Annotated in this window: 24 protein-coding genes and 2 pseudogenes; 12 read left to right on the forward strand and 14 right to left on the reverse strand. The window is 65.2% G+C overall.

Annotated elements, in window-relative coordinates; translation table 11 throughout:
* Window position 1 precedes the first annotated feature (1 nt).
* The gene (locus tag ACVILL_RS34955) at window positions 2-367 is read right to left on the reverse strand and encodes a response regulator (RefSeq protein ID WP_456733201.1); all 366 of its coding nucleotides are present in this window, start codon (window positions 365-367) and stop codon (window positions 2-4) included.
* 228 nt (window positions 368-595) lie between these two features.
* Here ACVILL_RS34955 and ACVILL_RS34960 point away from each other — a divergent pair, with 228 nt between their 5' ends.
* Together ACVILL_RS34960 and ACVILL_RS34965 are read left to right on the forward strand one after the other, a co-directional pair.
* The gene (locus ACVILL_RS34960) at window positions 596-895 is read left to right on the forward strand and encodes a DUF3572 domain-containing protein (RefSeq protein ID WP_456733202.1); all 300 of its coding nucleotides are present in this window, start codon (window positions 596-598) and stop codon (window positions 893-895) included.
* On the forward strand, window positions 874-2,190 hold the full coding sequence (locus ACVILL_RS34965; protein WP_456733203.1) for a DNA polymerase IV: 1,317 nt from the start codon (window positions 874-876) through the stop codon (window positions 2,188-2,190). The genes ACVILL_RS34960 and ACVILL_RS34965 overlap by 22 nt, the downstream gene beginning before the upstream one ends.
* A 130-nt stretch (window positions 2,191-2,320) precedes the next feature.
* Here ACVILL_RS34965 and ACVILL_RS34970 read toward each other — a convergent pair whose 3' ends face one another.
* A complete protein-coding gene (locus tag ACVILL_RS34970; protein ID WP_456733204.1) occupies window positions 2,321-2,722 on the reverse strand; it encodes a RidA family protein in 402 nt (133 codons plus the stop codon).
* Between the two features lie 232 nt (window positions 2,723-2,954).
* Window positions 2,955-3,821, reverse strand: coding sequence for a cell envelope integrity EipB family protein (locus ACVILL_RS34975; protein ID WP_456733205.1), 867 nt, complete (start codon window positions 3,819-3,821; stop codon window positions 2,955-2,957).
* A 264-nt stretch (window positions 3,822-4,085) separates the two neighbouring features.
* Between ACVILL_RS34975 and ACVILL_RS34980 the strand changes: the two genes are divergently transcribed.
* From ACVILL_RS34980 to ACVILL_RS34995, 4 genes and pseudogenes are all read left to right on the forward strand, one after another.
* Window positions 4,086-4,553 carry a RidA family protein gene (locus tag ACVILL_RS34980; protein WP_456733206.1) on the forward strand — a complete coding sequence of 156 codons (468 nt, stop codon included), beginning with the start codon at window positions 4,086-4,088 and terminating at the stop codon, window positions 4,551-4,553.
* A gap of 3 nt (window positions 4,554-4,556) precedes the next feature.
* A complete protein-coding gene (locus ACVILL_RS34985; RefSeq protein ID WP_456733207.1) occupies window positions 4,557-5,309 on the forward strand; it encodes a glycerophosphodiester phosphodiesterase in 753 nt (250 codons plus the stop codon).
* A gap of 178 nt (window positions 5,310-5,487) precedes the next feature.
* The gene (locus ACVILL_RS34990; RefSeq protein ID WP_456733208.1) at window positions 5,488-6,738 is read left to right on the forward strand and encodes a GNAT family N-acetyltransferase; all 1,251 of its coding nucleotides are present in this window, start codon (window positions 5,488-5,490) and stop codon (window positions 6,736-6,738) included.
* Window positions 6,739-6,791: 53 nt separating this feature from the next.
* Window positions 6,792-7,215, forward strand: a pseudogene (locus ACVILL_RS34995) (HIT family protein).
* Between the two features lie 120 nt (window positions 7,216-7,335).
* Here the strand turns inward: ACVILL_RS34995 and tsaA are convergent.
* From tsaA to ACVILL_RS35020, 5 genes are all read right to left on the reverse strand, one after another.
* Window positions 7,336-7,827: a tRNA (N6-threonylcarbamoyladenosine(37)-N6)-methyltransferase TrmO gene (gene tsaA, locus ACVILL_RS35000; protein ID WP_456733209.1), complete on the reverse strand. Its 492-nt coding sequence runs from the start codon at window positions 7,825-7,827 to the stop codon at window positions 7,336-7,338.
* 3 nt (window positions 7,828-7,830) lie between these two features.
* Entirely contained in the window at window positions 7,831-8,808 is a 978-nt protein-coding gene (locus ACVILL_RS35005) for a Bug family tripartite tricarboxylate transporter substrate binding protein (protein WP_456733210.1), read from the reverse strand.
* Between the two features lie 62 nt (window positions 8,809-8,870).
* A complete protein-coding gene (locus tag ACVILL_RS35010) occupies window positions 8,871-9,215 on the reverse strand; it encodes an AzlD domain-containing protein (RefSeq protein WP_456733211.1) in 345 nt (114 codons plus the stop codon).
* Window positions 9,212-9,964, reverse strand: a complete 753-nt coding sequence (locus tag ACVILL_RS35015; protein ID WP_456733212.1) for an AzlC family ABC transporter permease — start codon at window positions 9,962-9,964, stop codon at window positions 9,212-9,214. The genes ACVILL_RS35010 and ACVILL_RS35015 overlap by 4 nt, the downstream gene beginning before the upstream one ends.
* 172 nt (window positions 9,965-10,136) lie before the next feature.
* Window positions 10,137-11,276: a lytic transglycosylase domain-containing protein gene (locus ACVILL_RS35020; protein ID WP_456733213.1), complete on the reverse strand. Its 1,140-nt coding sequence runs from the start codon at window positions 11,274-11,276 to the stop codon at window positions 10,137-10,139.
* A gap of 91 nt (window positions 11,277-11,367) precedes the next feature.
* Between ACVILL_RS35020 and ACVILL_RS35025 the strand changes: the two are divergent.
* Window positions 11,368-12,298: pseudogene (locus tag ACVILL_RS35025) on the forward strand (glycine/sarcosine/betaine reductase selenoprotein B family protein).
* 164 nt (window positions 12,299-12,462) lie between these two features.
* Here the strand turns inward: ACVILL_RS35025 and ACVILL_RS35030 are convergent.
* On the reverse strand, window positions 12,463-13,452 hold the full coding sequence (locus tag ACVILL_RS35030; protein WP_456734436.1) for a bile acid:sodium symporter family protein: 990 nt from the start codon (window positions 13,450-13,452) through the stop codon (window positions 12,463-12,465).
* Window positions 13,453-13,572: 120 nt separating this feature from the next.
* Here ACVILL_RS35030 and ACVILL_RS35035 point away from each other — a divergent pair, with 120 nt between their 5' ends.
* Window positions 13,573-14,424: a LysR family transcriptional regulator gene (locus ACVILL_RS35035; RefSeq protein ID WP_456733214.1), complete on the forward strand. Its 852-nt coding sequence runs from the start codon at window positions 13,573-13,575 to the stop codon at window positions 14,422-14,424.
* Window positions 14,425-14,432: 8 nt separating this feature from the next.
* Here ACVILL_RS35035 and ACVILL_RS35040 read toward each other — a convergent pair whose 3' ends face one another.
* Both ACVILL_RS35040 and ACVILL_RS35045 read right to left on the reverse strand, forming a co-directional pair.
* Window positions 14,433-15,485, reverse strand: coding sequence for a phenylacetaldoxime dehydratase family protein (locus ACVILL_RS35040; RefSeq protein ID WP_456733215.1), 1,053 nt, complete (start codon window positions 15,483-15,485; stop codon window positions 14,433-14,435).
* Between the two features lie 26 nt (window positions 15,486-15,511).
* Window positions 15,512-16,519, reverse strand: a complete 1,008-nt coding sequence (locus ACVILL_RS35045) for a carbon-nitrogen hydrolase family protein (protein WP_456733216.1) — start codon at window positions 16,517-16,519, stop codon at window positions 15,512-15,514.
* 207 nt (window positions 16,520-16,726) lie between these two features.
* Here ACVILL_RS35045 and ACVILL_RS35050 point away from each other — a divergent pair, with 207 nt between their 5' ends.
* The 3 genes from ACVILL_RS35050 (at window position 16,727) to ACVILL_RS35060 (ending at window position 19,825) form a co-directional block, all read left to right on the forward strand.
* Window positions 16,727-17,683: an AraC-like ligand-binding domain-containing protein gene (locus ACVILL_RS35050; protein WP_456733217.1), complete on the forward strand. Its 957-nt coding sequence runs from the start codon at window positions 16,727-16,729 to the stop codon at window positions 17,681-17,683.
* A 241-nt stretch (window positions 17,684-17,924) separates the two neighbouring features.
* On the forward strand, window positions 17,925-18,278 hold the full coding sequence (locus ACVILL_RS35055) for a PilZ domain-containing protein (RefSeq protein WP_456733218.1): 354 nt from the start codon (window positions 17,925-17,927) through the stop codon (window positions 18,276-18,278).
* 125 nt (window positions 18,279-18,403) lie between these two features.
* Window positions 18,404-19,825, forward strand: a complete 1,422-nt coding sequence (locus ACVILL_RS35060) for an MFS transporter (RefSeq protein ID WP_456733219.1) — start codon at window positions 18,404-18,406, stop codon at window positions 19,823-19,825.
* An 82-nt stretch (window positions 19,826-19,907) separates the two neighbouring features.
* Here ACVILL_RS35060 and clpA read toward each other — a convergent pair whose 3' ends face one another.
* The gene (clpA, locus tag ACVILL_RS35065; RefSeq protein ID WP_456733220.1) at window positions 19,908-22,316 is read right to left on the reverse strand and encodes an ATP-dependent Clp protease ATP-binding subunit ClpA; all 2,409 of its coding nucleotides are present in this window, start codon (window positions 22,314-22,316) and stop codon (window positions 19,908-19,910) included.
* Window positions 22,317-22,575: 259 nt separating this feature from the next.
* On the reverse strand, window positions 22,576-22,908 hold the full coding sequence (clpS, locus tag ACVILL_RS35070; protein WP_026192863.1) for an ATP-dependent Clp protease adapter ClpS: 333 nt from the start codon (window positions 22,906-22,908) through the stop codon (window positions 22,576-22,578).
* 509 nt (window positions 22,909-23,417) lie between these two features.
* On the opposite strand from clpS, the gene ACVILL_RS35075 reads away from it, so the two are divergent.
* Complete coding sequence (locus tag ACVILL_RS35075) at window positions 23,418-25,343, forward strand: pilus assembly protein TadG-related protein (RefSeq protein WP_456733221.1); 1,926 nt, start codon at window positions 23,418-23,420, stop codon at window positions 25,341-25,343.
* Between the two features lie 81 nt (window positions 25,344-25,424).
* On the opposite strand, the gene ACVILL_RS35080 is transcribed toward ACVILL_RS35075, so the two are convergent.
* Window positions 25,425-25,763 carry a phasin family protein gene (locus ACVILL_RS35080; RefSeq protein WP_016844841.1) on the reverse strand — a complete coding sequence of 113 codons (339 nt, stop codon included), beginning with the start codon at window positions 25,761-25,763 and terminating at the stop codon, window positions 25,425-25,427.
* Window positions 25,764-26,142 lie beyond the last annotated feature (379 nt).

Consider the following 26,142-nt stretch of genomic DNA (forward strand, 5'->3'; position numbering starts at 1 on the left):
CCTATCCGATAAAGCGTCGGACAGTCTCAATGAATTTTCCGACCGAGATCGGCTTGGACAAATAGGCTTCGCAGCCGCCCTCGCGGATGCGTTCTTCGTCGCCCTTCATTGCGAAGGCAGTGACCGCCACCACCGGGATCGTGCGCAGATCGGGATCGTCCTTGATCCAGCGCGTGACCTCGAGGCCGGAAACCTGGGGCAGTTGAATATCCATCAAGATGAGGTCGGGGCGCAGTTTGCGGGCGAGGTCGAGCGCTTCGAAGCCATTGCTGGTGCCCGAAGTCTGATAGCCATGCGCTTCCAACAGATCGCGAAAGAGCTTCATGTTGAGCTCATTGTCCTCCACGATCAGGACGGTTTTGGCCATCCCGTCCCTCCCAAACCCAGGAGACGGGCCCGGCTGCGGCACCTCACGCGCCGCGCTCGGGACGCGTCGAAAATGTGAATTCAAACTAGCGCCAGAATCGCTCTAACCCGTTAACCCGAAGTCCAACTCCCGCGGCGTGGTTTCCGTTGCTTGAACACTCGCGGAAGACTCGGGCATGATGGGCCTCTCAATAGAGACCATAAGTTAACGGAAAGGCAAACCGGCGCGTTGAAAAAGCCTGTTCACAACCCTCGGGAAGTTGCTGAAATCGTTGCGATTCAGGCGCTCGGCTTCATTGCCGGCGATCCCGAACGGCTGGGTCTGTTCCTGGCCGAAACCGGAATCGGCCCGGAGACGCTGCGGAACGCTGCATCCGATCCTCAATTTCTTGCGAGCGTGCTCGATTTCGTGATGCGTGACGATGCCACAGTGAAGGCATTCGCCGCCGCCTCCGAGCTGCATCCGACCAACATTGCAGCCGCGCGTCAGGTGCTTGGCGACCCGAAATGGGAGCGCGACGTGCCGTGACGACGGCGGCGGCAGCTCCCGACGACCCCCTCAGTTTCTGCCGAGACTGCCTCGGCGATCTCGATATCAAGGTGAAGCGATGCAGCCATTGCGGCTCGCCGCGGCTGGTGCGTCATCGCGCCCTGACCGCGCTTTCGCTGGCGCATATCGACTGCGACGCGTTCTATGCAACCGTCGAGAAGCGCGACAATCCTGAGATCGCCGACCGCCCCGTCATCATCGGCGGCGGCAAGCGCGGCGTGGTGTCGGCCGCCTGCTACATCGCCCGCACCTACGGCGTCCGCTCGGCGATGCCGATGTTCAAGGCGCTGGAACTCTGCCCGGATGCGACCGTGATCCCGCCCGACATGGCGAAATATGTCCGGGTCGGGCGCGAGGTGCGCCACGCGATGCAGGCGCTGACGCCGCTGGTCGAGCCGCTGTCGATCGACGAGGCGTTCCTCGATCTCGCCGGCACGCAGCGCGTCCACGGCATGATCCCTGCCAAGGTGCTCGCCAAATTCGCCCGCGAGGTCGAGCGCGACATCGGCATCACGGTGTCGGTCGGGCTGTCCTGCAACAAGTTCCTCGCCAAGATCGCCTCCGACCTCGACAAGCCCAGGGGTTTTGCCACGCTCGACCAGGACGAGGCGCGCGAGATGCTGGCCAGCAAGCCGGTCGGGTTCATCTACGGCGTTGGCCCTGCGACGCAGGAAAAGCTCGTGCAGCGCGGCTTCCGAATCATCGCCGATTTGCAGCGCGCCGACGAGAACGAACTGATGAAGCAGTTCGCCAGCGAAGGCCGCAGGCTGTGGCGGCTGGCGCGCGGCATCGACGACCGGACCGTGGTGGCCGATCGCGGCGCCAAGACGATCTCGAGCGAGACCACCTTCGAGACCGACATCCGTGACTTCGCAACGCTGGAAAAACTGCTCTGGAAACTGTCCGAGAAGGTCTCGGCGCGGCTGAAGACCAGCGAGCTCTCCGGCTGCACCATCACGCTGAAGCTGAAGACCGCGGACTTCCGCCAGCGCACCCGCTCGCAATCGATCCAGACCCCGACCCAGCTTGCCGCCAAGATCTTTGCGGTCTCGCGCGAGATGCTGGCGAAAGAGATCGACGGCACCGCCTTCCGCCTGATGGGCACCGGCGTCAGCGCGCTGCGCCCGGGCGCGCAAGCGGGCGATTCCGACATGCTCGACCGCCGCTCGGCGCACGCCGAACGCGCGATGGACAATCTGCGCAAGAAGTTCGGCAATGCCGCCGTGATCCGGGGCATTGCCTATGAGGGGCCGCAGAAGAGCGCGGAAGAGTAGCAGGTCGTGATGGCCGCTTGGCCAGGCCCGGCATTCGTCATTGCAAGCGAAGCAATCCATGCTTCAGCGTATGTGGAACGATGGATTGCTTCGTCGCTGCGCTCCTCGCAATGACGGAGAAAGACTGCCCTCAATCAGCGACCGCAACCGCCTCGATCTCGATCATCCATTCCGGCGCCGCCAGCGCCGTCACGCCGACGAGCGTAGAGGCCGGCGGCTCCATGCCCTCGAAGAACGCCGAGCGCGCCTTGCCGATGATCGGGCGCAGCTCCGGCTTGTAGCCGACCACGAAGGTCGTGATCTTGACGATGTCGCGGTAGCTCGCGCCGGCGGCCTTCAGCGCCATGCCGAGGTTCTGCATCACCTGCGTCGTCTGCGCAGCGAGATCGCCGGCTCCGACCACGCGGCCCTCCTCATCGACCGACACCTGTCCCGAAATGTAGATCGTGCGCGCGCCCGAGGCGACGACGACGTGCGAGTAAGCCGGATTGTGATGCAGGCCGCTGGGGCGAAGATGATCGATCTTGCTCATGATGTGCCTCCCTGACACGCATGTTTTGGGAAGCGTACTCGGGTCCGGCGCATTCGACCAGAGCGGTCCACCGGCTCCTTCCAATGCGTCCCGGCGAAAGCCGGGATCCATAACCACAGGGTTCAGCTGTTGAGGGAAGCTGTGGCCCCAGCGTCGCGCAAAACCCACCTTCGGTGGTTATGGGTCCCGGCTTTCGCCGGGACGACACTGAATGTGGGCTATCGCCAGCCCCTCACTTACAAGGCTTGGAATCCCGGACGTCGAACTTGTCAAGCGCGCCGGAGATCACGAAATCGTTGTAATCAAGTACCAGCGCGCGGGAGACGCCGTTCTCGTAGAGCTCGAACGACATCGCATAGACCGGCGTCTGCTCGCCGTCCTTCGCGCGCGCGTCGCTGTCGTAATAGCTCACCGTCACCGGCCAGCGCGTCATAGTCTTCATCGCACCGCTCGCGGTCGACGGATCGGGCGATGACGGCGCGCGGTCGCCCGCGATCGGCCGGCCGATCACGGTCAGCGTGTTGTAGACCTTCTCGCCATTGTCGGAGCCGTCATAGACGGTCTGCTCGAGCACCGATTTGCCATCGCGGGCGGCGGCGATGATGTGCTGGATCTGCTCGGTCGGGAACACGATCTTGCCGTCGATGTTGAACGTCTTCTTCACCGGCTGGGTCAATTTCACCGTGATATGATCGCCCACGCGTTCGGCGATGCCGTCGACCGGCGACGATTCACTGTCGTTCATCCGCGTGTCGATCTTGAAGCGGTAGCTCTTGCCCGCCGCGTCCTCCCAGGAGCTGGAACGGAGGTCCGACAGCGTCACCTTGCCCTCGCCGCTGTCGAGTTCGGACACCTGGCGGAATTCGGAGGTGTAGCCTTCGCAGGAGCTGCCGGAGAAATTGTAGAGGATGCGCCCGCGCGCATCGCTGACCGAATTGGAGCCGCGCGATTTCACCAGGCTGAGATCGTACAGCGCCTGATGCGCGAGAAACGGCCCGCCGGCCGCAGCGGCGGCGGGCCCTTGAACCAGACCGGATCCTGCGGCAACGGCGATCGTCAGCACCAGGGCACGCGACGGATTCCGAAACGGAAGGTTCATGTGTTGTCCTCGAGCAGGCAGGGATTCGCCACAATAGTGACGGTGGTATTGCGCCGCAACTGGGGCAAGTCTGACAAAATGGCAATGTGCCGAGCGAAATCGCCGTCATTTTCGGCAATATTCCCTGCGATTCCGTACGTCACGGCAGCGTTACACGTCCCCTTACAGTCGCTTGCAACCGGCGGCACGATGCGCGAAACAATCGAAACAAACTTGGCCCTGACCGCGTTTCAGGCTTCGTGCAATCCAATTGGGGGATAAAAGATGGCGGGTACCGTCGAACAAAAACTGGCGTCACAGGGCATCACACTTCCCGAGCCGACCTCCCCGGTCGCAAACTATGTCCCCTTCGTCCGCAGCGGGAACCTGCTGTTCGTCTCGGGCCAGGTCTGCTTCAACGCCGAAGGCAAGCTGATCGCCAAGGGCAAGCTCGGCGCCGGCGTCACGGTCGAACAAGGCGTCGCCGCCGCGCAAGGCTGTGCGATCAACCTGCTGGCCCAGATCAAGGCCGCGCTCGGCGATCTCGACAAGGTCGTGCGCGTGGTGCGATTGGGCGGCTTCATCAATTCCGCGCCTGATTTCTTCGACGGGCCGAAGGTCCTGAACGGCGCTTCCGACCTGATGGTCGCTGCCTTCGGTGACAAGGGCCGCCATGCCCGCACCACCGTCGGCGTCGCCTCGCTGCCCGCCGACGCCGCAGTCGAAGTCGAAGGCATCTTCGAAGTCTCCTGATCGATGCGCGCCCCCGATTGGCTGACGAAACGGCCGGTCGCCCATCGCGGCCTGCACGATGCCGCACGCGGCATCATCGAGAACATGCCGGCCGCGGCCAGCGCCGCGGTATCAGGCAATTTCGCGATCGAGTGCGATATCCAGCTCACCGCCGACGGCGAGGCGATGGTGCATCACGATGATGCCCTCGGCCGCCTCACCGAGGGCTCGGGCCTGCTGGCGACCAAGACGGCCGCCGAGCTGAAGGCGGTCAAGTTCAAGGACACCGCCGAGCAGATGATGACGCTCGGCGATCTCTGCACGCTGGTCGCCGGCCGCGTCCCGCTGGTGGTCGAGGTGAAGAGCCATTTCGACGGCGACCGCAGACTGGTAGCCCGGATGGCCGAGGTGCTGTCGTCCTATTCCGGCCCGGTGGTCGGCATGTCCTTTGATCCCGACCAGGTGCTGGCGCTGCGCGAGATCATGCCGAACCTGCCGCGCGGCATCACCGCCCAGCGCAGCTATGACGACGGCTATTGGGACAAGCTGCCCCCGGCAAAGCGCGACGGCATGCTGTATCTGCGCCACGGCTTCACGACCGAGCCGCATTTCGTCGCCTTCTGGGTCAACCAGCTACCGGCGCCGGCGCCCTGGATCGCCCGCAACGTGTTCGGCTGCCCGCTGCTGGCCTGGACGGTGCGGACAGCGGAACAGCGCGAACGCGCGGCGCGCTACGCCGACCAGATCATTTTCGAAGGGTTTGTGCCGGGAACCTGACATGTGACCGGCAGTCTTGAACTCGTCGCTGCGACGCACGATGTTGACAGGGGCTGGTCAAGGGTTGGTCAAGCGTTTGGTCGTCATCGGCGATGGCGGAATGCGGAGCATGATCCGGAAGTGGAGCCAGCTGTTCCGGAAAGATCATGCTCAAACGAGGCACCGGTCTTCATTCTCGATGGCGTCTTCTGAAATCACCCTAGAGGCTGTAGCGGACATCGGCGCCATTCCGGCGGCCGAATGGGATGCCTGCGCCAATCCGAAGGCGGGCGCGGACAGCGTCCATGACCTCGAGATTCTGGCCTCGCCCGGTTCCGCAGGCGATTGCCAGACCGCCGCAGGTTCGAGCTATAACCCCTTCGTTTCCCACGCCTTTTTTGCCGCCGCCGAAGCCTCCAATTCGGCCTGCCCGCGGACCGGTTGGGGACCGAGGCATCTGATTGCGAAGCTCGATGGCCGGATCGTCGGCGTCGTGCCCTGCTATCTGAAATCGCACTCGCAGGGCGAATACGTGTTCGACCGCGGCTGGGCCGAGGCCTATCACCGCGCCGGCGGCAGCTACTATCCGAAGCTCCAGGTTTCAGTTCCCTTCACGCCCGCGACCGGGCCGCGGCTGCTGATCCGCGATGGCGTCGACCGCGAGGTCATCGGCTCCGCGCTGGCACGGGGCCTGCGCGCGCTCTGCAACGCCACCGAGGCCTCCTCCGTGCACGTGACATTCGCTCGCGAGGACGAGGCAAAATTCCTCGGCGCGCACGGTTTCCTGCAGCGGACCGACCAGCAATTCCACTGGCACAATGAGGGCTACAAGACCTTCGACGATTTCCTGGGATCGCTGAACTCGCGCCACCGCAAGGGCATCAAGCGCGAGCGGCGCGAGGCTGTTGCCGCTGGGATCACCATCCACAGGCTGACCGGCTCCGACATCACCGAGGATGCATGGGACGCGTTCTTCGAGTTCTACATGGAGACCGGCTCGCGCAAATGGGGCCGGCCGTATCTGACCCGGCAGTTCTTCTCGCTGATCGGCGAGACCATGAGCCGCGACGTGCTGCTCGTCATGGCCAAGCGCAACGGGCGCTGGATCGCGGGCGCCATCAACTTCATCGGCTCGGACACGCTGTTCGGCCGAAACTGGGGCGCGATCGAGCACCACCCGTTCCTGCATTTCGAGGTCTGCTACTACCAGGCGATCGACTTCGCGGTTCAGCGCGGCCTCAAGGTGGTCGAGGCCGGTGCCCAGGGCGAGCACAAGCTGGCGCGCGGCTACCTGCCGCAGACGACATACTCGGCGCATTTCATCGCCGATCCCGGACTGCGCCGCGCCATCGCCGATTACCTCAAGCGCGAGCGCGATTACGTCGCCGAAGTCGGCCGCGAGCTCAGCGAGGCCGGGCCGTTCCGGAAGACCGCCGACGACGACGCTTGACGTTTTCGCCACGACCGCGAAATTACCGCTGCAAAGTTTGAGGAGCCGCCGCCATGTCCGCCTACGACAACAACAACCCCTTCGCAAAAATCCTGCGCGGCGAGTTTCCGTCCTACAAGGTCTACGAGAACGAGCACGTGCTCGCCTTCCTCGACATCATGCCGCGCTCGCCCGGCCATACGCTTGTCATCCCGAAGGCCCCTGCCCGCAACATCCTCGACATCTCGCCGGATGACTACGCTCACGTCGCGCGCGCCGCCCACAAGATCGCCGCCGCCGGAATGAAGGCGTTTGAAGCCGACGGCATCACCGTGCAGCAATTCAATCGAGCCCGCCGGCGGCCAGGTCGTCTTCCATCTCCACATGCACGTGATGCCGCGCAAGGACGGTGTCGCCCTGTTGCCGCCCGCGAGCCGCAAGGAAGACGGCAAGGTGCTCGAGGCGCATGCCGCGAAGTTGGTTGCGGCGTTGAAATAGCGACGCACACGCGAGACTGTGTAGCCCGGATGAAGCGTAGCGCAATCCAGGACTCTTTGCCGCGTGGCAAGACCGCCCCGGATTTCGCTTCGCTTCATCCGGGCTACGGCATCGCGGCTCTCACTCCGTCTCGAAATCCCCGGCCTGCGGCGGGGCCAGCGGGGTGAACTCGCAGCGGTCGGGCTTGACGTCGATCAGCGGCGTCTCGTCGAGGCAGTCGAGGCCGCGCACCAGGATGACGTTGCCCTCAACACCGACCAGCTTGACGATCGAGGTGCCGATCGGGTTGGGACGTACCGGCGAGCGCAGCGAGAAGGTGCCGCGGGTGTTGCCGTTGTTCTTCGGGCTTTGCAGCACGATGTCGCGGCGCGACCGATGCAGCCAGTACAGCACTTCGAGATTGCTGTAGAAATCGACGCCCTTGATCGCGGCGACCCAGGGCTCGAAGATCTCGAGCCGGCACACCGGGCCGTCATGCCGCCCCTGCCGCGGCGTCGCCAGCCGCGAGGTCCAGGGCGTGCGGATGCGGCCGATGAAGACGAGCCCGGCATCGCGCGCCGAAGGCATGTCGACCGCGACCTCGCCCTGGCGCAATTCCATTTCACGTACCATGTGTCAATCCAGCGATATGTTCAGCGCCTTGACCACGCCGGCCCACCGCGCGCGATCGGTGTCCACGAATTTGTCGATCTCGGCCTGGCTCTTCGCGCGCAGCGGCGGAAAACCGATCTTGACCAGCGAAGCGCGGAACGCCTCGTCGTTCAAGGCCCGGTCGAGGCTCGCCTTGATCTTGCCGGCGATCTCGTCAGGCACTTTCGACGGCGCTGCAATACCATACCAGACGCTGACCGCATAATCCGGATAGCCGCTCTCGGCGATCGTCGGCAGATCGGGCAAATCCGCGATGCGCTCGGTCGAGCTGACGCCGAGCGCGCGCAGCATGCCAGATTTGACCGGCGGCAGCGCGGTGCCGAGCGTATCGAACATCAGCTGGATATTGCCTGACAGCAAATCCTGCAGCGCGGGTCCGGCGCCCTTGTAGGGCACGTGGGTCATCTCGACGCCTGCCATCTGCTTGAACATCTCTCCGGCGAGATGCACCGTGCCGCCGGTGCCGGCCGATCCGAAATTGAGCTTGCCGGGATTCTTCTTCGCGTAGGCGACGAACTCCGCGATCGTCTTTGCCGGCACCGACGGATGCACCTCCATGATCATCGGCGCATCCGTGACCACCGACAGCAGGCGGAAATCCCTGGCCGGATCGTAGGGCAGCTTCTTGTAGAGCAGCGGATTGAGCACGAAGATCGAGGCCGCTGTCACGAACAGCGTGTAGCCGTCGGGATCGGAGCGCGCCACCGCCTCGGCGCCGATCGCGCCCTGCGCGCCGGCCTTGTTCTCGACCACCACCACCTGCTTGAGATCGCGCCCGAGATATTCGCCGACGATGCGGCCGAGCACATCGGTCGGCCCGCCCGCGGCATAGGGCACCACGAGTTTGATCGGACGCGTCGGATAGTCGGCCGCGCGCGCCGGCAGCGCCGCCAGCAGCGCCGTCAGAGCAACAATGAATAGCGATGATGCGCGCCGCTGCATGCCGTTTCCCCCGTTGTCTTGTTGTTGGGGAGCGAGAGTAGCGGATAATGCGGTCGCCGCAATCAGCCGAGCCAGTATTTGCCCGCGATCATGACGAGTTCGCCTACGATGACGCCGGCGAAGATCGATTTCCGCGCCAGCATGAACGCGACAAAGCCGGCGGCGACCGAACCGTAACGCAGCCAGTCCGGCACGCTGGCGAGCGCGCCCGGCGGCTGTACCACGATCTGCGCGATGATCCCGGCGAGGATCGCGGTGGCGACCGCCCTCACCCAGACCAGGAGTTCGGAATTCTCGTCGATACCGCCGCCGAACCACAGGCCGAGCATGCGCCAGATCTGGTTGGGGATCACGCCTGCCACGAACAGGATCGCGAGCGCGTGCCAATCGCCGATGAAGGTGCTCATGCCCGTGCTTTCACCGTGCCCGCCCGCACGCGGTGCACGCCATAGGCGATGGTTCCCGCGACGACTCCGCTGACCAGGATGTCGACGCCGCTGTTCAGCATCGCCGCCAGCGGGAACAGCAAGAGCCCAAGCACCAGCGCGATGACGTCGGCAAGCTCGCGGCAGTTGCGCGCGGTGGAGAACAGGAAGGCCAGCGGCGTCAGCATCAGCATGCCCGCGGCCAATAGCGGCGTGAGATTGGCCGCGAGCGTGTAGCCGATCGTGTTGGCGACCAGGCAGACCGAGACCAGCCCCAGGCCGAGCCCGTGGATGAAGGCGATCCGGCGGTTGCGCGGCACATGCGGCAGGAAGCGGTAGCATTCGACCCACAGCGTCACGGCCGTGAGATGCGCCACCAGGATCAGATGCTGGCGCTTGGTCCGTTCGGTGCGCATCAACGGCAACACCGAGACCACCATCGGGAACAGCCTGATCGCGCTGACCGTGACCGCGATCGCCGATTGCAGCACGGTGGCCCCGGAGCCGAGCGTCGTGATCACGATGATCTGCGCAGGTCCCGCCCAGACGAACGCGGTGCTCGCCAGGGTCCAACCGAGCGAGAAGCCTGAATCATGCGCCAGCGCGCCGATGCCGAGATAGGTCGCAAACAGCACCAGCGTCAGCACGGTGGCGCCGATCGACCGCGCGCCCCACAGGAAGGCGCGGAACGAGGTCTGCCATTGCGGGGATTCGAGCGGAGGAAGCGCCACGGTGAACCGGATGGTTTTGCAATCGCGGCGGATTAGGGCGATGACAACGCAGGGTCAAGCAAGTGACGACACAGGGCCGGTATGCAGTAGCCCGGATGGAGCGAAGCGCAATCCGGGGACCATCGCGACGCGCACATCCCGGATTTCGCTTCGCTCCGTCCGGGCTACAAATTCACGCTCGGTTCTTCAGCACGAAGCACGCCCCGCCCGCCTTGCGGATGCGGTTGCAGAGGCCGTCGGCCTCGGAGCGCGTGTCGGCGCCGATCCGCACCTGGTAGAACGTCGCGCTGCCGCGAGTGCGCAGCCGCGAGCTGAGCAGGCTCGGGTCCTGGTCGCCGATCACGTTCGACAGCCGCTTCATCGCGCGGGCATACATCGCGAGCGCCTTGTCGCGGCTGAAGCCGGCGGCGAGCTGCACGCCCCAGACCTTCGCCGCCGACAGCGTGATGTGCTGCTCGAGCCCGGCCACGAACGGATTGGGCGCACGCTTCAACAGCGCCATCAGCTCGCGGCAGCTCTTGGCCGGCGCGCGCTCCGGCATCTTGCCGTTGCGGCCGGCCGCGGCCCAGTCGTCGACGCTTGAGCCGGTGATCGCCGAGACGTAGTTGCGCGTCTCCTGCGGCATGTAACCGGAGCCGGCGAGCCAGTCCTGCACCCGGCGCGGGCCGGCATTGTAGGCGGCGGCCGCGAGGCCGAGATTGCCGAACTGGTTGCGCAGCTCGCTGAGGAATTCGGCCGACTTCGGCAGCGCCTGCACCGGATTGAAGGGATCAAGCAGCCCACGCGCGTTGGCGGTGCCCGGCATGAACTGCGCGATGCCCTGTGCGCGCTGGCCGTTGCGGGTCATCGGGCCAATCGCGTCGGCCTGAAAGCGGCTCTCCTGCCAGATCACGCGCGCGAAGAATTCGAGCGGCAGATCGTTCGCCCGCGCCGCCGACTCGATCATCAGGCACATCGCCTCGCGGGTGTCGGTCTCGCGCGCGTCGTCGGCGGGCTTGTCGGTCGCGGCCGCCGGCTTCTCGGGCGTATCGCCCGGTGCCGCAGCAGGCTTGTCGGCAGGCGCCGCGGGGGTATCCGCTGGGGGTGCAGCAGGTTTCTCGGCCTGCGTACCCGGAGGCGTCGCGGGCTGCTCCGCAGGCGGTGCCGCGGGCTCTTCGGCCGGCGCAGCGGGCTTGTCCGCAGGCGGTGTTGCCGGCGGCTCGGCGGCCGGCGGCGTCGCTGGGGCTGCGGCAGGCGCGTCCTCCGCGCCGGCGCCGGGCGTCGGTACCAGCATCACAAGCAGGACCAATGCGGCGCAAAGACCTGTTCGCATGGCAAATCTGTTCCCGCGGAACGCGGCTTGACACCGCAAGCTCGTGGTCTAGCTATGGACTGAAATGATGGCGCGCAAAAGGGAGCGCAAAATGGCCGCAGCGTCGGACGATCAAACAGGCTTTGCCCCCGACGACGACGCCCCGATCGGCTACATGAAGCGGACCCGCGACTATTACGCGGCCATCGGCTACACCACCCCCTACCGCTGGGCGCACTACACCTCCGCCCCGTTCCAGCCGCTGAAGAAGCCGCTGAACCAGTCCCGCATCGCCATCATCACGACGGCGGGCGCCATTCGATCCCGCCCGAGGCGACCAGGGTCCGGGCGCGAAATACAATGGCGGGGCCAAGTTCTATTCGGTCTATGACGGCGACACGTCAGCGCAGCACGATCTGCGGATTTCGCACATCGCCTATGACCGTACCCACACCGCGGCGACCGACAGCCGCACCTGGTTCCCGCTGGCGCAGCTCAAGCGCCTCGCCCCATCAGGCGCGATCGGCGACGTCGCGCCGCGCTTCTTCGGCGCCCCGACCAACCGCAGCCATCGCGCCACCATCGAGACCGACGCGCCTGAAATCCTCCGGCGCTGCCGTGACGACAATGTCGATGCCGCGGTGCTGGTGCCGAACTGCCCGGTCTGCCACCAGACCGTCAGCCTGGTCGCGCGGCATCTCGAGGCCAACGGCATCCCGACCGTCGTGATGGGCTGCGCCAAGGACATCGTCGAGCACGCCGCGGTGCCGCGCTTCCTGTTCTCCGACTTCCCGCTCGGCAACTCCGCCGGCAAGCCGCATGACGAGGCCTCGCAGGCCCTCACGCTGGAGCTCGCGCTGCGCGTGCTGGAGTCCGCCCCCGGTCCGCAGACCACCGTGCAGTCGCCGCTGCGCTGGAGCGAGGATCATTCCTGGAAGCGCGACTACAGCAACGCCGATGCGCTGAGTGCCGAGGAGCTGGCGCGCCTGCGCCGCGAGTTCGACGCGCAGAAGGAAATCGCGAAGGGGCTGCGGGTCGCGTAGCGTCAGGCCGAGAGTTCAGAGACACCAGCCGGTAGCGGAAAGGCCGCGGCGTACCGGGTCCCGGTCCCGTCTTCGCCACGGCTGCGACAAGGCCAAGAGTCGCGGGCGCGCCGAGGCTTTAGCGGAGGCGGCAAGCCGGGGGACGACAGCAGAGGGCGAAATGCCTACGCGTGCGCCGGGACGGCGTCGTTTGACGTCCCCTCCTCGTTGCTTGCATAACGCCGCGCCAGCGCTGCGCAGGTCATCAGCTGGATCTGATGAAACAGCATCAGCGGCAGCACGATCAGGCCGACCGACTGTCCGGCAAGCAGCACGCTCGCCATCGGCAGCCCGCTCGCAAGGCTCTTCTTCGAGCCACAGAACATGATCGCTATGCGGTCGGCGCGCGAGAAGCCGAGCAGCCGGCTGCCGAAACTGGTGATCAGCAGCACGGTCGCCAGCAGCACCGCATCGAGGCCGAGCACGATGGCCATCTGCGTCGCGTTGACCTGGTGCCAGATGCCGTGACTGACACCATCGCTGAACGCGGTGTAGACGATCAGGAGGATCGAGCCGCGGTCGACCAGGCCGAGCATCGCATGGTGCCTCGCAACCCAGCCGCCGATCAGCGGCCGCGACAACTGTCCCGCCACGAACGGCAGCAAGAGCTGCACGACGATGTCGAGCGCGGCATTGCCGGAGAACCCGCCATGGCTGGAGAGCAGCACGCCCGCGAGCAGCGGCGTCGCGACGATGCCGAGCAGATTGGAGGCGGTCGCCGAGCACAGCGCTGCAGACACGTTGCCGTGCGCGATCGAGGTGAAGGCGACCGACGACTGCACGGTCGACGGCAGGATGCAGATCAGGATCACTCCCGTCCACAGCGCCGGCGTCAGCAGATGCGGCGCCAGCGCATGCGCCGCGAGCCCGAGCAGCGGGAACAGGGCAAAGGTCGACAGAAAGATCACGAGATGCAGCTTCCAGTGCCGGGCGCCGACCAGCGCCTCCGTGGTCGACAGCCGGGCGCCGTGCAGGAAGAACAGCAGCGCGATCGCGGCATCGGTGGCGTAGCCGCCGATCACGGTGCCCTGCCCGTGCAGCGGCAGCAGCGTGGCGAGGCCGACCATCCCGACGATGGCGGCGATGTAGGGGTCGACAGGCACGAATGATCGCAGGCGGCTGGTGGTCATGGTGGCGTCCTTTCCTTGACTGGAAGGTGCGCCTTCCCATGCCGATTGTGAACCGCACTTACCGATGTTATTGTCATTACGGTATGTAATGACGGATCATCGCGCATGCTCGACCCGACCCAGCTCGAAACCTTCCTGACCGTCGTGCAAACCCAGAACTTCACCGAGGCCGGCCGCCGGCTCGGCCTGAAGCAGTCGACGGTGAGCCAGCACATCCGCAAGCTCGAGGCCGCCGCCGGCCGCCGCCTGTTCGTGCGCGACACCCATTCGGTCGTGCTCACCGCCGACGGCGAGGCCATGACCGGCTTCGCGCGCCCGATCCTCGACGCCAATGCGCGCGCCCGCGATTACTTCGCGGGATCGCAGGTGCGCGGCAAGGTCCGGTTCGGCGCCGCGGAGGATTTTGCCAGTTCCCGCCTGCCCGATCTGCTGCGCGACTTCGTCCGCCGCCACCCGCAGGTCGATCTCGAGCTGACCATCGGCCTCAGCGCCGTGCTGTACCAGCAGCTCGACGCCGGCGAGCTCGACCTGGTGCTCGGCAAGCGCCGGCCCGGCGATGCGCCGGGGCAATTGGTATGGCAGGACCGCCTGGTGTGGGCCGGCGCACCCGGCATGCGGCTCGATCCCGGGCAGCCGCTGCCATTGATCCTCTATGCACCGCCGAGCGTCAGCCGCAGCGTGGTGCTGGAGGCGATGGAGCGGTTCGGACGGCCCTGGCGCATCGTCTGCTCCAGCGGCAGCCTCAGCGGGCTGCGCGCCGCCGCGCTCGCCGGTCTCGGCATCACGCCGCAGGCGCAGGGCCTGATCCCGGACGGACTGGAAGCGATGCCGGCGTCGGGACTGCCGCCGCTCGGTAGCGTCGAGTTCGTGGTCCGCACCGCGCGCCGGACCAGACGCGGTCCGGCCACAGAGCTGGCGCAGGCCATCACGACGCATGCCGGCCGACTGCGCCCGTAGCTCGCGCGTCAGGCGACTGGCGCCGCCGCGACCTCGACCGCGTTGAGCATGCCGGTCCGCTCGTGGCAGCCGAGATATTCGAAGAACTGCTCGTCGGCGGCCGCGACCGTGACCTCGTGATACAGCCGGAGCTTCGCGCTCGGCCCCAGGGTCGAGAGGTACTTCATCGCCGCACCGAAGATCCTGACATGGGTCGGATGCGATTCCGCCCAGCGCTCCAGCGCCGCCAGACTCTTCCACCAGCTCTGGCCGTAGGATTTTTCTGTCGGCCGTCCCTCGGCATCGACCACGCGCATGTAGCGGTTGGCGTAGCAGCCGATCGGCACGCCGTCGTCGCGCAGGAAATCCATGCCCTCGCGCAGCACCGGCTCGACGTCGTCGAGATACATCTTGCGCTCAGACGCCTCGGTGTCGCTCCAGTCCTGACCGGAGCGGATCAGGCAGAGATTGTCATGCGCGACCACGCGGATGCGCGTGCCGTCGCGGATCATGCGCGGCTCGCCGCCCGGCGTCATCGCGTCGGTCTGCGACAGCGGAATGCGGTCGCGCATGCCGCCCCAATAGGCGTGCTCCTGCACCTCTCCGCTCATGCCGTCGGCGAGCACAGCGACGCCCTCGGGACGGCCGACGGACGAGAACAGCGTCTCGTAGCGCGCAACATGCGGCCGCAGCACCTCGATGAAACGGCCGACGCCGTCCCCGGCGCTGCCGCCGGTCCAGGCCTCGCGCGCGCGGTCGAACCAGGCGTCGAAACGCCCGGCATCGTCCCAATAGGCGACCGAGACGACGTTGGTGAAACCGGCCTGGTCGACATATTGCGCGCGGTCCCAATGCGTCGGCCCGTTCTCCGTGGCGAAGCGCTCTGCGATCTGCGTCAGCGCCTCGTTCGCGGCGGCGCTCGGATCGCCACGATGCTGCACCCCGAAATAGGCCATGATGACACTTGCGACCGCGGGCTTGTGGCGCGCGACGAAGGACGGATAAGGCGGCGCATAGTCGTCGGGCACGCGACGATGACGGGACCGCTCTGTCTGCAAATGAGGGGGAATCGCGGATTCCATGGCAGTCGCCTCCGGTTGGTGTTGCCTCAGCTTGCGGCTGCGTCGATCTCCTCGATGTCGAGCGGCAGCGCGAAATGCTCGACGCGCTTCGAGGGCTTCCTGTTCAGCAGCAGGCGCGTGACATCGGGCCGCGAATAGTGCCCGGCCGGATCGGCGGCATTCTTGGCGATCCCGATCGCGCCGAGATCGATGTCGGCGAGCAACAGACCTTCCTGATCGGGCGGCAGTTTCTCGGCGATCGAGCTGCCGTCCGGCCCGTAGATTGCGGCGTGTCCGCCGCCGACATGCAGCAGCGCGTGCTTGTCGTCGCGGTCGCACATCTCGTCGACCATCGCCTGCGAGACCGTGGCGCAGGGCGCCAGCACGAAACAGGAGCCCTCGACCGCATAGACGCGCGAGGCCGCGTTGTTGACCTCCCAGCCGAGCGCCGGCGCGAACGGGTCGTACAGCGAGAAGCTCGGCCAGGCCGCGACATGCACCTGCTCGTTCTGGGCATACATCGCGTATTTCGACAGCGGCTGCAGGTGCTCCCAGCAGCACAGCGCGCCGAGCCGGCCGATGCCGGGGCGGTCATGCACCGCGAGGTCGCTGCCGTCGCCCTCGCCATAGACGGTGCGCTCGGCATGGGTCGGCCGCAGCTTGCGCCGCTTCGCAATGGTCTCACCGTCGGGCCCGATCAGCCATTGCGCGAGATAGAGGCTGCCGCCGTCGCGCTCGGACAGGCCGAGCACCGCGGTCATGCCGGCCTTCTTCACCGCGAGCCGCAGCTTCTCGGCCTGCGGGCTGTCATAGCTCAAGGAGTTGTCGAAGTAGCGCTGCACGAAGCCGCGCCCGATCGCCCAGGCCGGCGAGTCCAGCCAGATGTACCAGGGATAGCCCGGGATGAAGGCCTCAGGGAACGCGATCAGTTTTGCCCCCTTGGCGGCGGCCTCCTCGATCAAGGCGATGGACTTGTCGATGGAGGCGTCGAGATCCAGCCAGCTAGGGGCCGCCTGCACCACCGCAACGCGATATTTCGGATGTTCGATGCCCATGATGTCCTCCTCGCGGCCGGCGCTGCCGGCCGGTTCGTGCTTGATCGGCGCTAGCGGCTTCTGACATCATGCTGCCCCGGAACCGGGACCACCGTTCGACCAGGACGGAAGGAAAATTCGACTGCGGAGGAGATTCTCCCAGCGGCCCTCGGTACGGAGCTTGCTTGTTTGCGTGGCCAGCGTTTGCACTCGTGAAGGGAGGAAATCATGCCGGCCCTGTTCACCACGGAAGACGCGCCCACGCATCGGCGCCTGGCGCTCTGGCGCGATATCGTCTGCGACGTGTTCGTGCAGCTCGACTGCAAGTCCGACCTCGGCACCGCCTTCCACGGCGCCATCACCAGCACGCAACTCGGCGCGGTGAAATGCTCCGTCGTCTCGTCGAGCCAGCAGCGCGTGCTGCGCACGCCGTCGCGGATCGCGCGCACCAGCGAGGATTTTGTTCTGTTCGCGCTCGGCCAGCGTGGCTGTGGCGCCGTGCTGCAGGACGACCGCGAGACCGTGATCCAGCCGGGCGAGTTCGCGTTCTACGACACAACGAGGCCCTACGAGCTGCGCTTCGACGACGACTTCACGCAGACCATCTTCCAGGTGCCGCGCGCGATGCTGCACCGGCGCTTTGCCGGCACCCAGGGCCTGACGGCGACGACGTTCACATCGGATCGTCCGGTACAGCGGCTCGCCTGGCAGTTCGTCACCGGGCTTTCTGATATCGCCGACAAGCTCGATTCTGACAACGCGATCCGCCTCGCCGATCAGGCCGCCGATCTGCTGGCGATGGCGATGAGCGAGCGCATCGGCGGCGGCGCGCTGCCGGCCTCGACCCATCGCTCGGCCCTGCTCTACCGGCTGAAGGCGCATGTGCTCGCCCATCTGCCGAACCCCGAGCTTAGCCTCACCGAAACCGCGGCCGCGCTCGGCATCTCGCCGCGCTATGTCAACAGCCTGCTCGCCGACGAGGACACCTCGTTCCAGCGCTTCGTGCTGGCGCAGCGGCTGGAGCGCTGCAAGCGCGACCTCGCCTCGCCGGCACACGCGCATCGCCACGTCAGCGAGATCGCGTTCGCCTGGGGCTTCAACGATCTTTCGCATTTCGGCCGCGTGTTCCGCGACCATTACGGCCTGTCGCCGCGCGATTGGCGGCACAGCCGGCTGCCGAACTAAAGCGTTTTCGAGCCAAGCCTGTCCCGCACTCGATGCGGGATGGATGCCGGTTCGCGCAAGGAGAGCGTGTCAAAAGAAGGATTGGGCGCCGGGAGCCCCTTTGCGGCGCAAAAAGTAGCCGTGAATCCGGACCATCACAGATGCAAACAATTTACACTAACTCCAACGGGTTCCCCCGGCGCCCTTCTTTTCGCTGATGCCGACCGGTACAGTCCTGCCGTTCATTTGAGGAGGATTTCCCGTGCAGGACCGGCGCCAGAGCCCACGCGACAAGGTGTTTTACGGTGCGGTTGCGGAGATCAATGAACGCGGCTCGACGATGGATTGCGTCGTCCGCAATATCAGCGAAGGCGGCGCCTGCGTTGAATTCGGCGACGCCACCCGTTTACCCGAAGAGGTGAATCTTAACATCGCGCGCAAGGGCCGCTCGTTCCTGGCGCGCCTGATCTGGCGCCAAGCCAACAGGGTCGGCCTCGCCTTCCGGATCATGACCTCGGACACGCCGGTCAGCGATCTCGACGAGCGGGTCCGCCGCAGCGAGATCAAGAAGTGGCAATTGCAGCGTCGCATCAAGGAACTGCTCGGCCAAGGTTGAGCTTTTTCGCGTTCGCCAGCCTCGTTTCGGTGTACCCCGGGGCGGACATTTCGGGGGTTGCAAAGGTCAGGTTAATCCAGCATCCGGTAAGCCCGCCAAGCTGGAACCGAAAGCAACCTCACGACATGTCGTCCGCGATTACTGAGCATCCCGACGGGCTGCCGCAGCCGCAGCGCAATTGGGCCATTCTCACGATCGCGCTCGGCCTTGTGATGGCCGTCGTCGACGGCTCGATCGCCAACGTGGCGCTGCCGACCATCGCCCGGGATCTTGACGCCAGCCCGGCATTCTCGATCTGGATCGTCAACGGCTATCAGCTGGCGATCACGATCTCGCTGCTGCCGCTAGCCTCGCTCGGCGAGATTATCGGCTATCGCCGCGTCTATCTGGCAGGCCTGTTGCTGTTCACGCTGGCGTCGCTGTTCTGCGCGCTTTCGCATACGCTGCCGCTGCTGACGATCGCCCGTATCCTGCAAGGGTTTGGCGCCGCCGGAATCCTCAGCGTCAACACCGCGCTGGTGCGCTTCATCTATCCGCATTCGCAGCTCGGCCGCGGCATCGGCGTCAACGCGCTGGTGGTCGCGATCTCGGCCGCGGTCGGCCCGACCATCGCCTCGTTCATCCTGGCGGTCGGCACCTGGCCCTATCTGTTCGCGATCAACGTCCCGCTCGGCATCGTCACGCTGGCATTGGGCTGGCGCTTCCTGCCGCACACCAGGCCCGCGGTTCACGCCTTCGACTGGCAGAGCGCAGGGATGAGCGCGATCGCGTTCGGATTCGGCATCAGCGCAATCGACAGCGCTGGCCATGGCGAGGCGCTGTATGTCTGCGCATTGGAATTCGCGGTAGCTGCGGTCGCATCGCATTTGCTGTACCGGCGGCAGCAGCATCTGCCCTCGCCGCTGCTGCCGGTCGACCTCTTGCGGATTCCGATCTTCGCGCTCTCGATCGGCACCTCGATCGCCTCGTTCTGCGGCCAGATGCTGGCCTTCGTCGCGATGCCGTTTTATCTGGAAAACCATTTCGGCTATTCGGCGGTGCAGATCGGCCTGTTGATCACGCCGTGGCCGATCGCGGTCGCGTTCGCCGCCCCGCTCGCCGGCTGGCTGGTCGAGCGCTATCCGGCCGGGCTGCTCGGCGGCATCGGCCTGCTGATTTTCGCGACGGGACTGGGCTCGCTGGCGCTGATGCCGGCCCATGCGGCACCGATCGACGTGATCTGGCGCATGGCGCTCGCCGGCGCCGGCTTCGGCCTGTTCCAGACGCCGAACAACCGCACCATGATCGCCGCCGCCCCGCGCGAGCGCTCGGGCGGCGCCAGCGGCATGCTGGGCACCGCGCGCCTGCTCGGACAGACTATCGGCGCCGCGCTGGTGGCGCTGCTGCTGGCGCGCTATCCGGCCGACGGCACGCGGATCGCGCTGATGGTCGGCGTCGGCTTCGCCGTCGTGGGCGCGCTGCTGAGCACACTGAGGCTATCCTCGGCCGGCAGCCGTGGCGCCGACCAGGTGCGGGTCCATGAGGGCCAGCGGCTGAAGGGCGAGTGACGCCGCGACGCGTCCTCACCATCGCAAAAACAAAAAGGCCGGCTGTTTGAGCCGGCCTTTTCAATTTGTGTTCGCTCGCGCCTCAGACCTTGACCATCGGTCCCTTCGAGACCGGCCCCTTGGTGCCGCCTCCGCCGCCGTTGTTCGGGCCACCCTTCGGTGGCTTGCGCTTGCGCGGCGGCAGGTTCTCGGGCTTCGGCGTGACCGGGCCCTCGACATATTCGAAGCCGATCTTGTCCTTGGCGGTCGCCTCGTCCTTGACCAGGATGACGCGGACATGTCCGCCGCCCTTGAGCTGGCCGAACAGCACCTCATCCGCGAGCGGCTTCTTGATGTGCTCCTGGATGATGCGCGCCATCGGACGCGCGCCCATCTGCTCGTCATAGCCGTGCTCGATCAGCCAGGCCTTGGCGGGCTCGGACAATTCGATCGTGACGTCGCGGTCGGCGAGTTGCGCCTCGAGCTGCAGCACGAACTTCTCGACCACCATGCCGATCACGTCGCCATTGAGGTGTGCGAAGGAGACGATCGCATCCAGCCGGTTGCGGAATTCCGGCGCGAACTGCCGGTTGATCGCCTCGTGATCGTCGCCTTCCCGCTTCGAGCGGGTGAAGCCGAACGCCTGGCGAGCGAGATCCTGCGCGCCCGCATTCGTGGTCATGATCAGGATCACATTGCGGAAGTTGACCTGCTTGCCGTTGTGGTCGGTGAGCCGGCCATGATCCATGATCTGCAGCAGCACGTTGTACAGATCCGGATGCGCCTTCTCGATCTCATCGAGCAGCACCACGCAATGCGGATGCTGGTCGACGCCATCGGTGAGCAGACCACCCTGGTCGAAGCCGACATAGCCGGGAGGCGCGCCGATCAGACGCGACACGGTGTGCCGCTCCATGTATTCGGACATGTCGAAGCGCAGCAACTCGACGCCGAGCGAGGCCGCGAGTTGCTTCGCCACCTCGGTCTTGCCGACGCCGGTCGGGCCCGAGAACAGGTAGCAGCCGATCGGCTTCTCCGGCTCGCGCAAGCCGGCGCGTGCCAGCTTGATCGACGCCGACAGCGACTCGATCGCCTTGTCCTGGCCGAACACCGTGCGCTTCAGGGTCTGCTCGAGATGCTTCAGCACCTCGGCATCGTCCTTCGACACGCTCTTCGGTGGGATCCGCGCCATGGTCGCGATCGTGGTCTCGATCTCCTTGATGCCGATCGTCTTCTTGCGCTTGCTCTCGGCGACCAGCATCTGCGCCGCGCCGGACTCGTCGATCACGTCGATCGCCTTGTCCGGCAGCTTGCGGTCGTGGATGTAGCGCGACGACAGCTGAACCGCCGCCTCGATCGCCTCATTGGTGTATTTCAGCCGATGGTAATCCTCGAAATAGGGCTTCAGGCCCTTGAGGATCGCGATAGCGTCTTCCACCGTCGGCTCGTTGACGTCGATCTTCTGGAAGCGCCGCACCAGCGCGCGGTCCTTCTCGAAGTGCTGACGGTATTCCTTGTAGGTGGTCGAGCCCATGCAGCGGATCGTGCCCGAAGCCAGTGCCGGCTTCAGCAGGTTGGACGCGTCCATCGCGCCGCCCGAGGTGGCGCCGGCGCCGATCACGGTGTGGATCTCGTCGATGAACAGAATGGCGTTCGGATGCGCCTCCAGCTCCTTCAGGACCTGCTTCAACCGCTCCTCGAAATCGCCGCGGTAGCGGGTGCCCGCCAGCAGCGTGCCCATGTCGAGCGAGAACACGGTCGCAGCCGCCAGCACGTCTGGCACGTCGCTGTCGACGATGCGCTTGGCGAGGCCCTCGGCGATCGCGGTCTTTCCGACGCCGGCTTCGCCGACGAACAGCGGGTTGTTCTTCTGGCGGCGGCACAGCACCTGGATCGCACGGTTGATCTCGGCATTGCGGCCGATCACCGGATCGATCTTGCCGTCACGCGCCTTCTTGTTGAGGTTGACGCAGTAGGTCTCGAGCGCCTCGCCCTTCTTCTTGGCGTCCTCGTTGCCCTTGGTCTCGGTTTCCTCGTCGACGCCGCGCACCGGCCGCGCCTCGGAGACGCCGGGCCGCTTGGCGATGCCGTGGCTGATGTAGTTGACGGCATCGTAGCGCGTCATGTCCTGCTCCTGCAGGAAATACGCGGCGTGGCTCTCGCGCTCGGCGAAGATCGCGATCAGGACGTTGGCGCCGGTCACCTCCTCGCGACCGGACGACTGGACGTGAATCACCGCGCGCTGGATCACGCGCTGGAACCCGGCGGTCGGCTTCGCGTCATCCGCGCCATCAGTCACCAGGTTTTCGAATTCGGTCTCGAGATAGTTGACGAGGCTCGTCCTCAGCTTGTCGAGGTCGACGCTGCAGGCCCGCATCACAGCCGCCGCATCCGAGTCATCGATCAGCGACAGCAACAGATGTTCGAGCGTCGCGTACTGATGATGACGCTCGTTCGCGATCGCCAATGCACGGTGCAGCGATTGTTCAAGGCTTTGAGAAAAAGTTGGCATTCGCGTCCTCTATGGCCCCCTGCCATCATGATCGCCATTACCGGGTCAGGCAATAACAACCTTCGTGATCGCCATTGATATAGTTACGACGGATCGTGGCGAAAGGCCGGTCCCGCGGTGATGGTTTTCTTCTAAATTCGGGGCGCCGGAACGTCGCGCAGCGGCGCCCCGTGATCATACGGGAACGCCGTTCGCTGCCGTCACAAAACGCGATGCAAGACCCGTTCCGCTCCCGCGGCGGGTCAACCGTTCCCGCGAACTATTTCTTTTCCATCACACATTGCAGTGGATGCTGGTGCTTTCGCGCGAAGTCCATGACTTGCGTCACCTTGGTCTCGGCGATCTCGTAGGTAAACACGCCGCACTCGCCGATCCCGTGATGGTGGACGTGCAGCATGATCTTGGTCGCCGCTTCGGCGTCCTTGTTGAAAAATCGTTCCAGCACGTGAACGACGAATTCCATCGGCGTGTAATCGTCGTTCAGGATCAGGACGCGATACAGGTTCGGACGCTTGGTCTTCGGCTTGACCTTGGTGATGACCGAGGTCGACGGGCCGCTGCCCGTACCATTGCGGTTGTCATCATTGCTCATTTTCGGCGCCGGCACGGCGGGCACCGCCGGCATGGACAAAACCGGCTCGGAGATCAGGGCTGTCAACGTGGATCGCAACATGGCTCAGGCGTTCGAATTCCCCATGGGAGGCCGGCGGGAAACCGGATGGCAATTGGAAGGTGGTCGCGATTGCCGCAAGACCAATCGCGGAACCCCAGCAATGCTTTCCAGATTGCCGCTCCCGGTCCGATCCGGCGGCCGGATCGACCTCCCGAATATGGGCCTCGCGAGGCCCTGCCGCAAGCGCAGACCCGTCGCGGTCCACCGGTCCGACTCCCGGCGCGGCAACCCTTGGAAGGTTAATCATTTCTGCCCGCTTTGACAAAGGATCAGGGCACCCAATTTAGAGGACATTCAGGATAGCGCACACTTTTGCCCTGCTTTTGATCCGTCCGCCGGGCCACCTGCCGGGTTTCCCTGGCCCGATTCACCATCTGTTTAGCCGTGCACGTCGAGATGGCCGCGCAATCCATTTCGATGAGAGCGCCATGCTTGGTTCAGCCATTTTCAATCGCGGCCGCGCGGCTGCCCGCCGATTTTCCCGGGCAACCGACGGCAATATCGCGGTGATCTTCACGCTCGCGGCGATTCCGGTGCTCCTCTTCGTGGGCGCTGCAGTCGACTACACGCGCGCCAGCAACGCCCGCACCGCGATGCAGTCGGCGCTCGATTCGACGGCGCTGATGCTGTCCAAGGACCTGACCATGGGCAGCATCACGGCCGCGCAGATCCCAAGCAAGGCACAGAGCTATTTCAGCGCCCTCTACACCAACAAGGACGGCCAAGGCGTTTCCGTCTCGGCCACCTACACGACCCCGACCACCAACTCTGCGGCGACCATTCTCCTGACCGGGTCCGGCTACATCAAATATGATTTTATGCAACTCGTGAGGCTCCTTCCTGGTGGCGGCAACGCGCCGACCACGCTGAATTTCGGCGCCTCGACGACGACCACCTGGGGCAACGTCAAGATGCGCGTCGCGCTCGCGCTCGATAACACCGGATCGATGGCCCAGGACGGCAAGATCACGGCGTTGCGCAACGCGGTGGCGGGAACCGGCGGCCTGATCGACCAGCTCAGCGCGCTGAGCAAGAACAACGGCGACGTCTACATCTCCGTCATCCCGTTCGCCAAGGTCGTCAATGTCGGCACCAGCAATCTCACCAAGAACTGGATCGACTGGACCGACTGGCTCAATCCGCCGACCACGCAGCCCAACAACGGCAGCATGGGAACGGGCAGCCCGAGCTTGCAGGCGACGCTGCCCATGAACTGGCATGCGGTGGGACCAGGTGCACGATGCCCCTGGACCAACAGCAACGGCGGCTTTACCTGCGTGAAGAACCCGACCAGCACGTCGAACACCACATACATCCCGTCAAGCGGAACGTATTCGGGCTACATTTGCCCGAGTGTCGACTACAATTCCCACTCGCGTTACAACGGCTGCTGGGTGAGCACGGCGGCAGGCACCGGCGTATTTTGCTCGGGGTCGTCGTCCTGCGCTTGTCCTACGGACTCCACCGGCGGCGCTGTGTCAGGCTGCAGTTGCTCCGGCAGCGGTAGCTCCAAGTCGTGCACCGGCAATCTGTACACCCACGACTGGACCCAGCCGGGCCCCAACGACCTTACTCACAACTTGATGCAGCCTCGCGTGAGCGCCGTGGTGGGCTGGACCAGCAACAAGTGGACCTCGACCAATCAGACCCCGACGGTCCAGAACAACTGGCAGCAGGCATCCACCAATCCGATCGGCAATTGGACCGGCTGCATCACCGACCGTACGCAGCCGAACGATGCGAGCGGCGTGCTGCCGGCGACGTCCGATGTGACGACGATGTTCCCGGCCAACGAGTACTACGAGAACAGCACGTACTACTGCAACAGCGCTGTCTCGACACCGCTGGAGCCGATCATTCCGCTCAGCTACGACTGGAGCGCGCTCAAGACGGCGGTCAACGCCATGCAGCCGACCGGTGGTACCAACCAGTCGGTCGGCCTGGCCTGGGCGTGGCAGTCGCTGCTGGTGGGCGGCCCGCTGGACACGCCGGCAGAGGACTCCAACACGACCTACAACCGGGTCATCATCCTGCTGTCCGACGGTCTGAACACCGAGGACCGCTGGCCGGTCTACGGTGACGGCAGCTCGCAGGCCTCCGGCAATCCGATCGATGCCAGGCAGGCGCTGCAGTGCCAGAACCTGCAGGCGGCGAAGGATTCCAACGGCGCACCGATGTTCACCATCTACACGATCCAGGTGAACACCAGCTCGCCCGCCGATCCGACCTCGACCGTGCTGAAGAACTGCGCCAGCAGCCCCGACAAGTTCTTCATGCTGACGAGCTCGACCCAGATCCTGACGACGTTCAACACGATCGGAACGGCCCTGAGCAAGCTGCGGCTGGCGAAATAACCGCCCGCTTCGGACCCAACAAAAAAGCCCGGCCGAAGCGGCCGGGCTTTTCGTTTGGCTCATTGCCTTGGTCGGCGGCGCTTACTGAGCAGCGGGCGCGAACTTGGAGACCAGGCCCTCATAGGGCTTGAAGGTCTGCTTGGCGCAGTCGCTGTACAGGCCGGCGATCTTCTGCGATTCCGCAACGAAGGTCTCGTAGGACGAGCGCAGGTACTCGGTCTGCGCCTCGAGCGCCTTGTCCAGCGACTTCACGCCCGACAGCTTCTCGACGAACGACTTGGTGTCCTCGAAGGACTTCTTGGCATAATCGCCATAGGCGGTGGCGATCGCCTGGACGCCGCTCTGCAGGTTGTTCGCAGACGCAGTGACCGACTCGAAGTGCTCTTTGCCGTAGTTCTGAATGTCTTCGATCTTGACCATAGGTTGGAATTCCTTTTCCCAGACTTGAAGGCGCAAATTCCCATTGCCGGGAAGCTCCCGGCCCCCTGACTTGATTAGAATACCGCATCGCACAATAGAGTCAACGAATATTGTGCAACGCACAATCACGCACCGATCACACAGAGCGAATCTGCAGCATTTGCGATAAAGCCCGGGGGACTACGCAACGGTTGCTTAATCTTTTGGAAACTCGGGCCGCCTAACTTGATTCCCGGACTTTGTTCGCCTTCCGACAGGCAGCCTCGAAAGCTGTTTGTGAACAACACCTTAGCTAGAAGAGCGACCTGAGCCGCCACGCGGGCCGATGGTTCTGCCCGAAGTGGTCTGTTGCGCAGGCAAGGATCGATGGCCGCCGGGC

It is taken from the genome of Bradyrhizobium sp. USDA 3364, assembly GCF_054056355.1.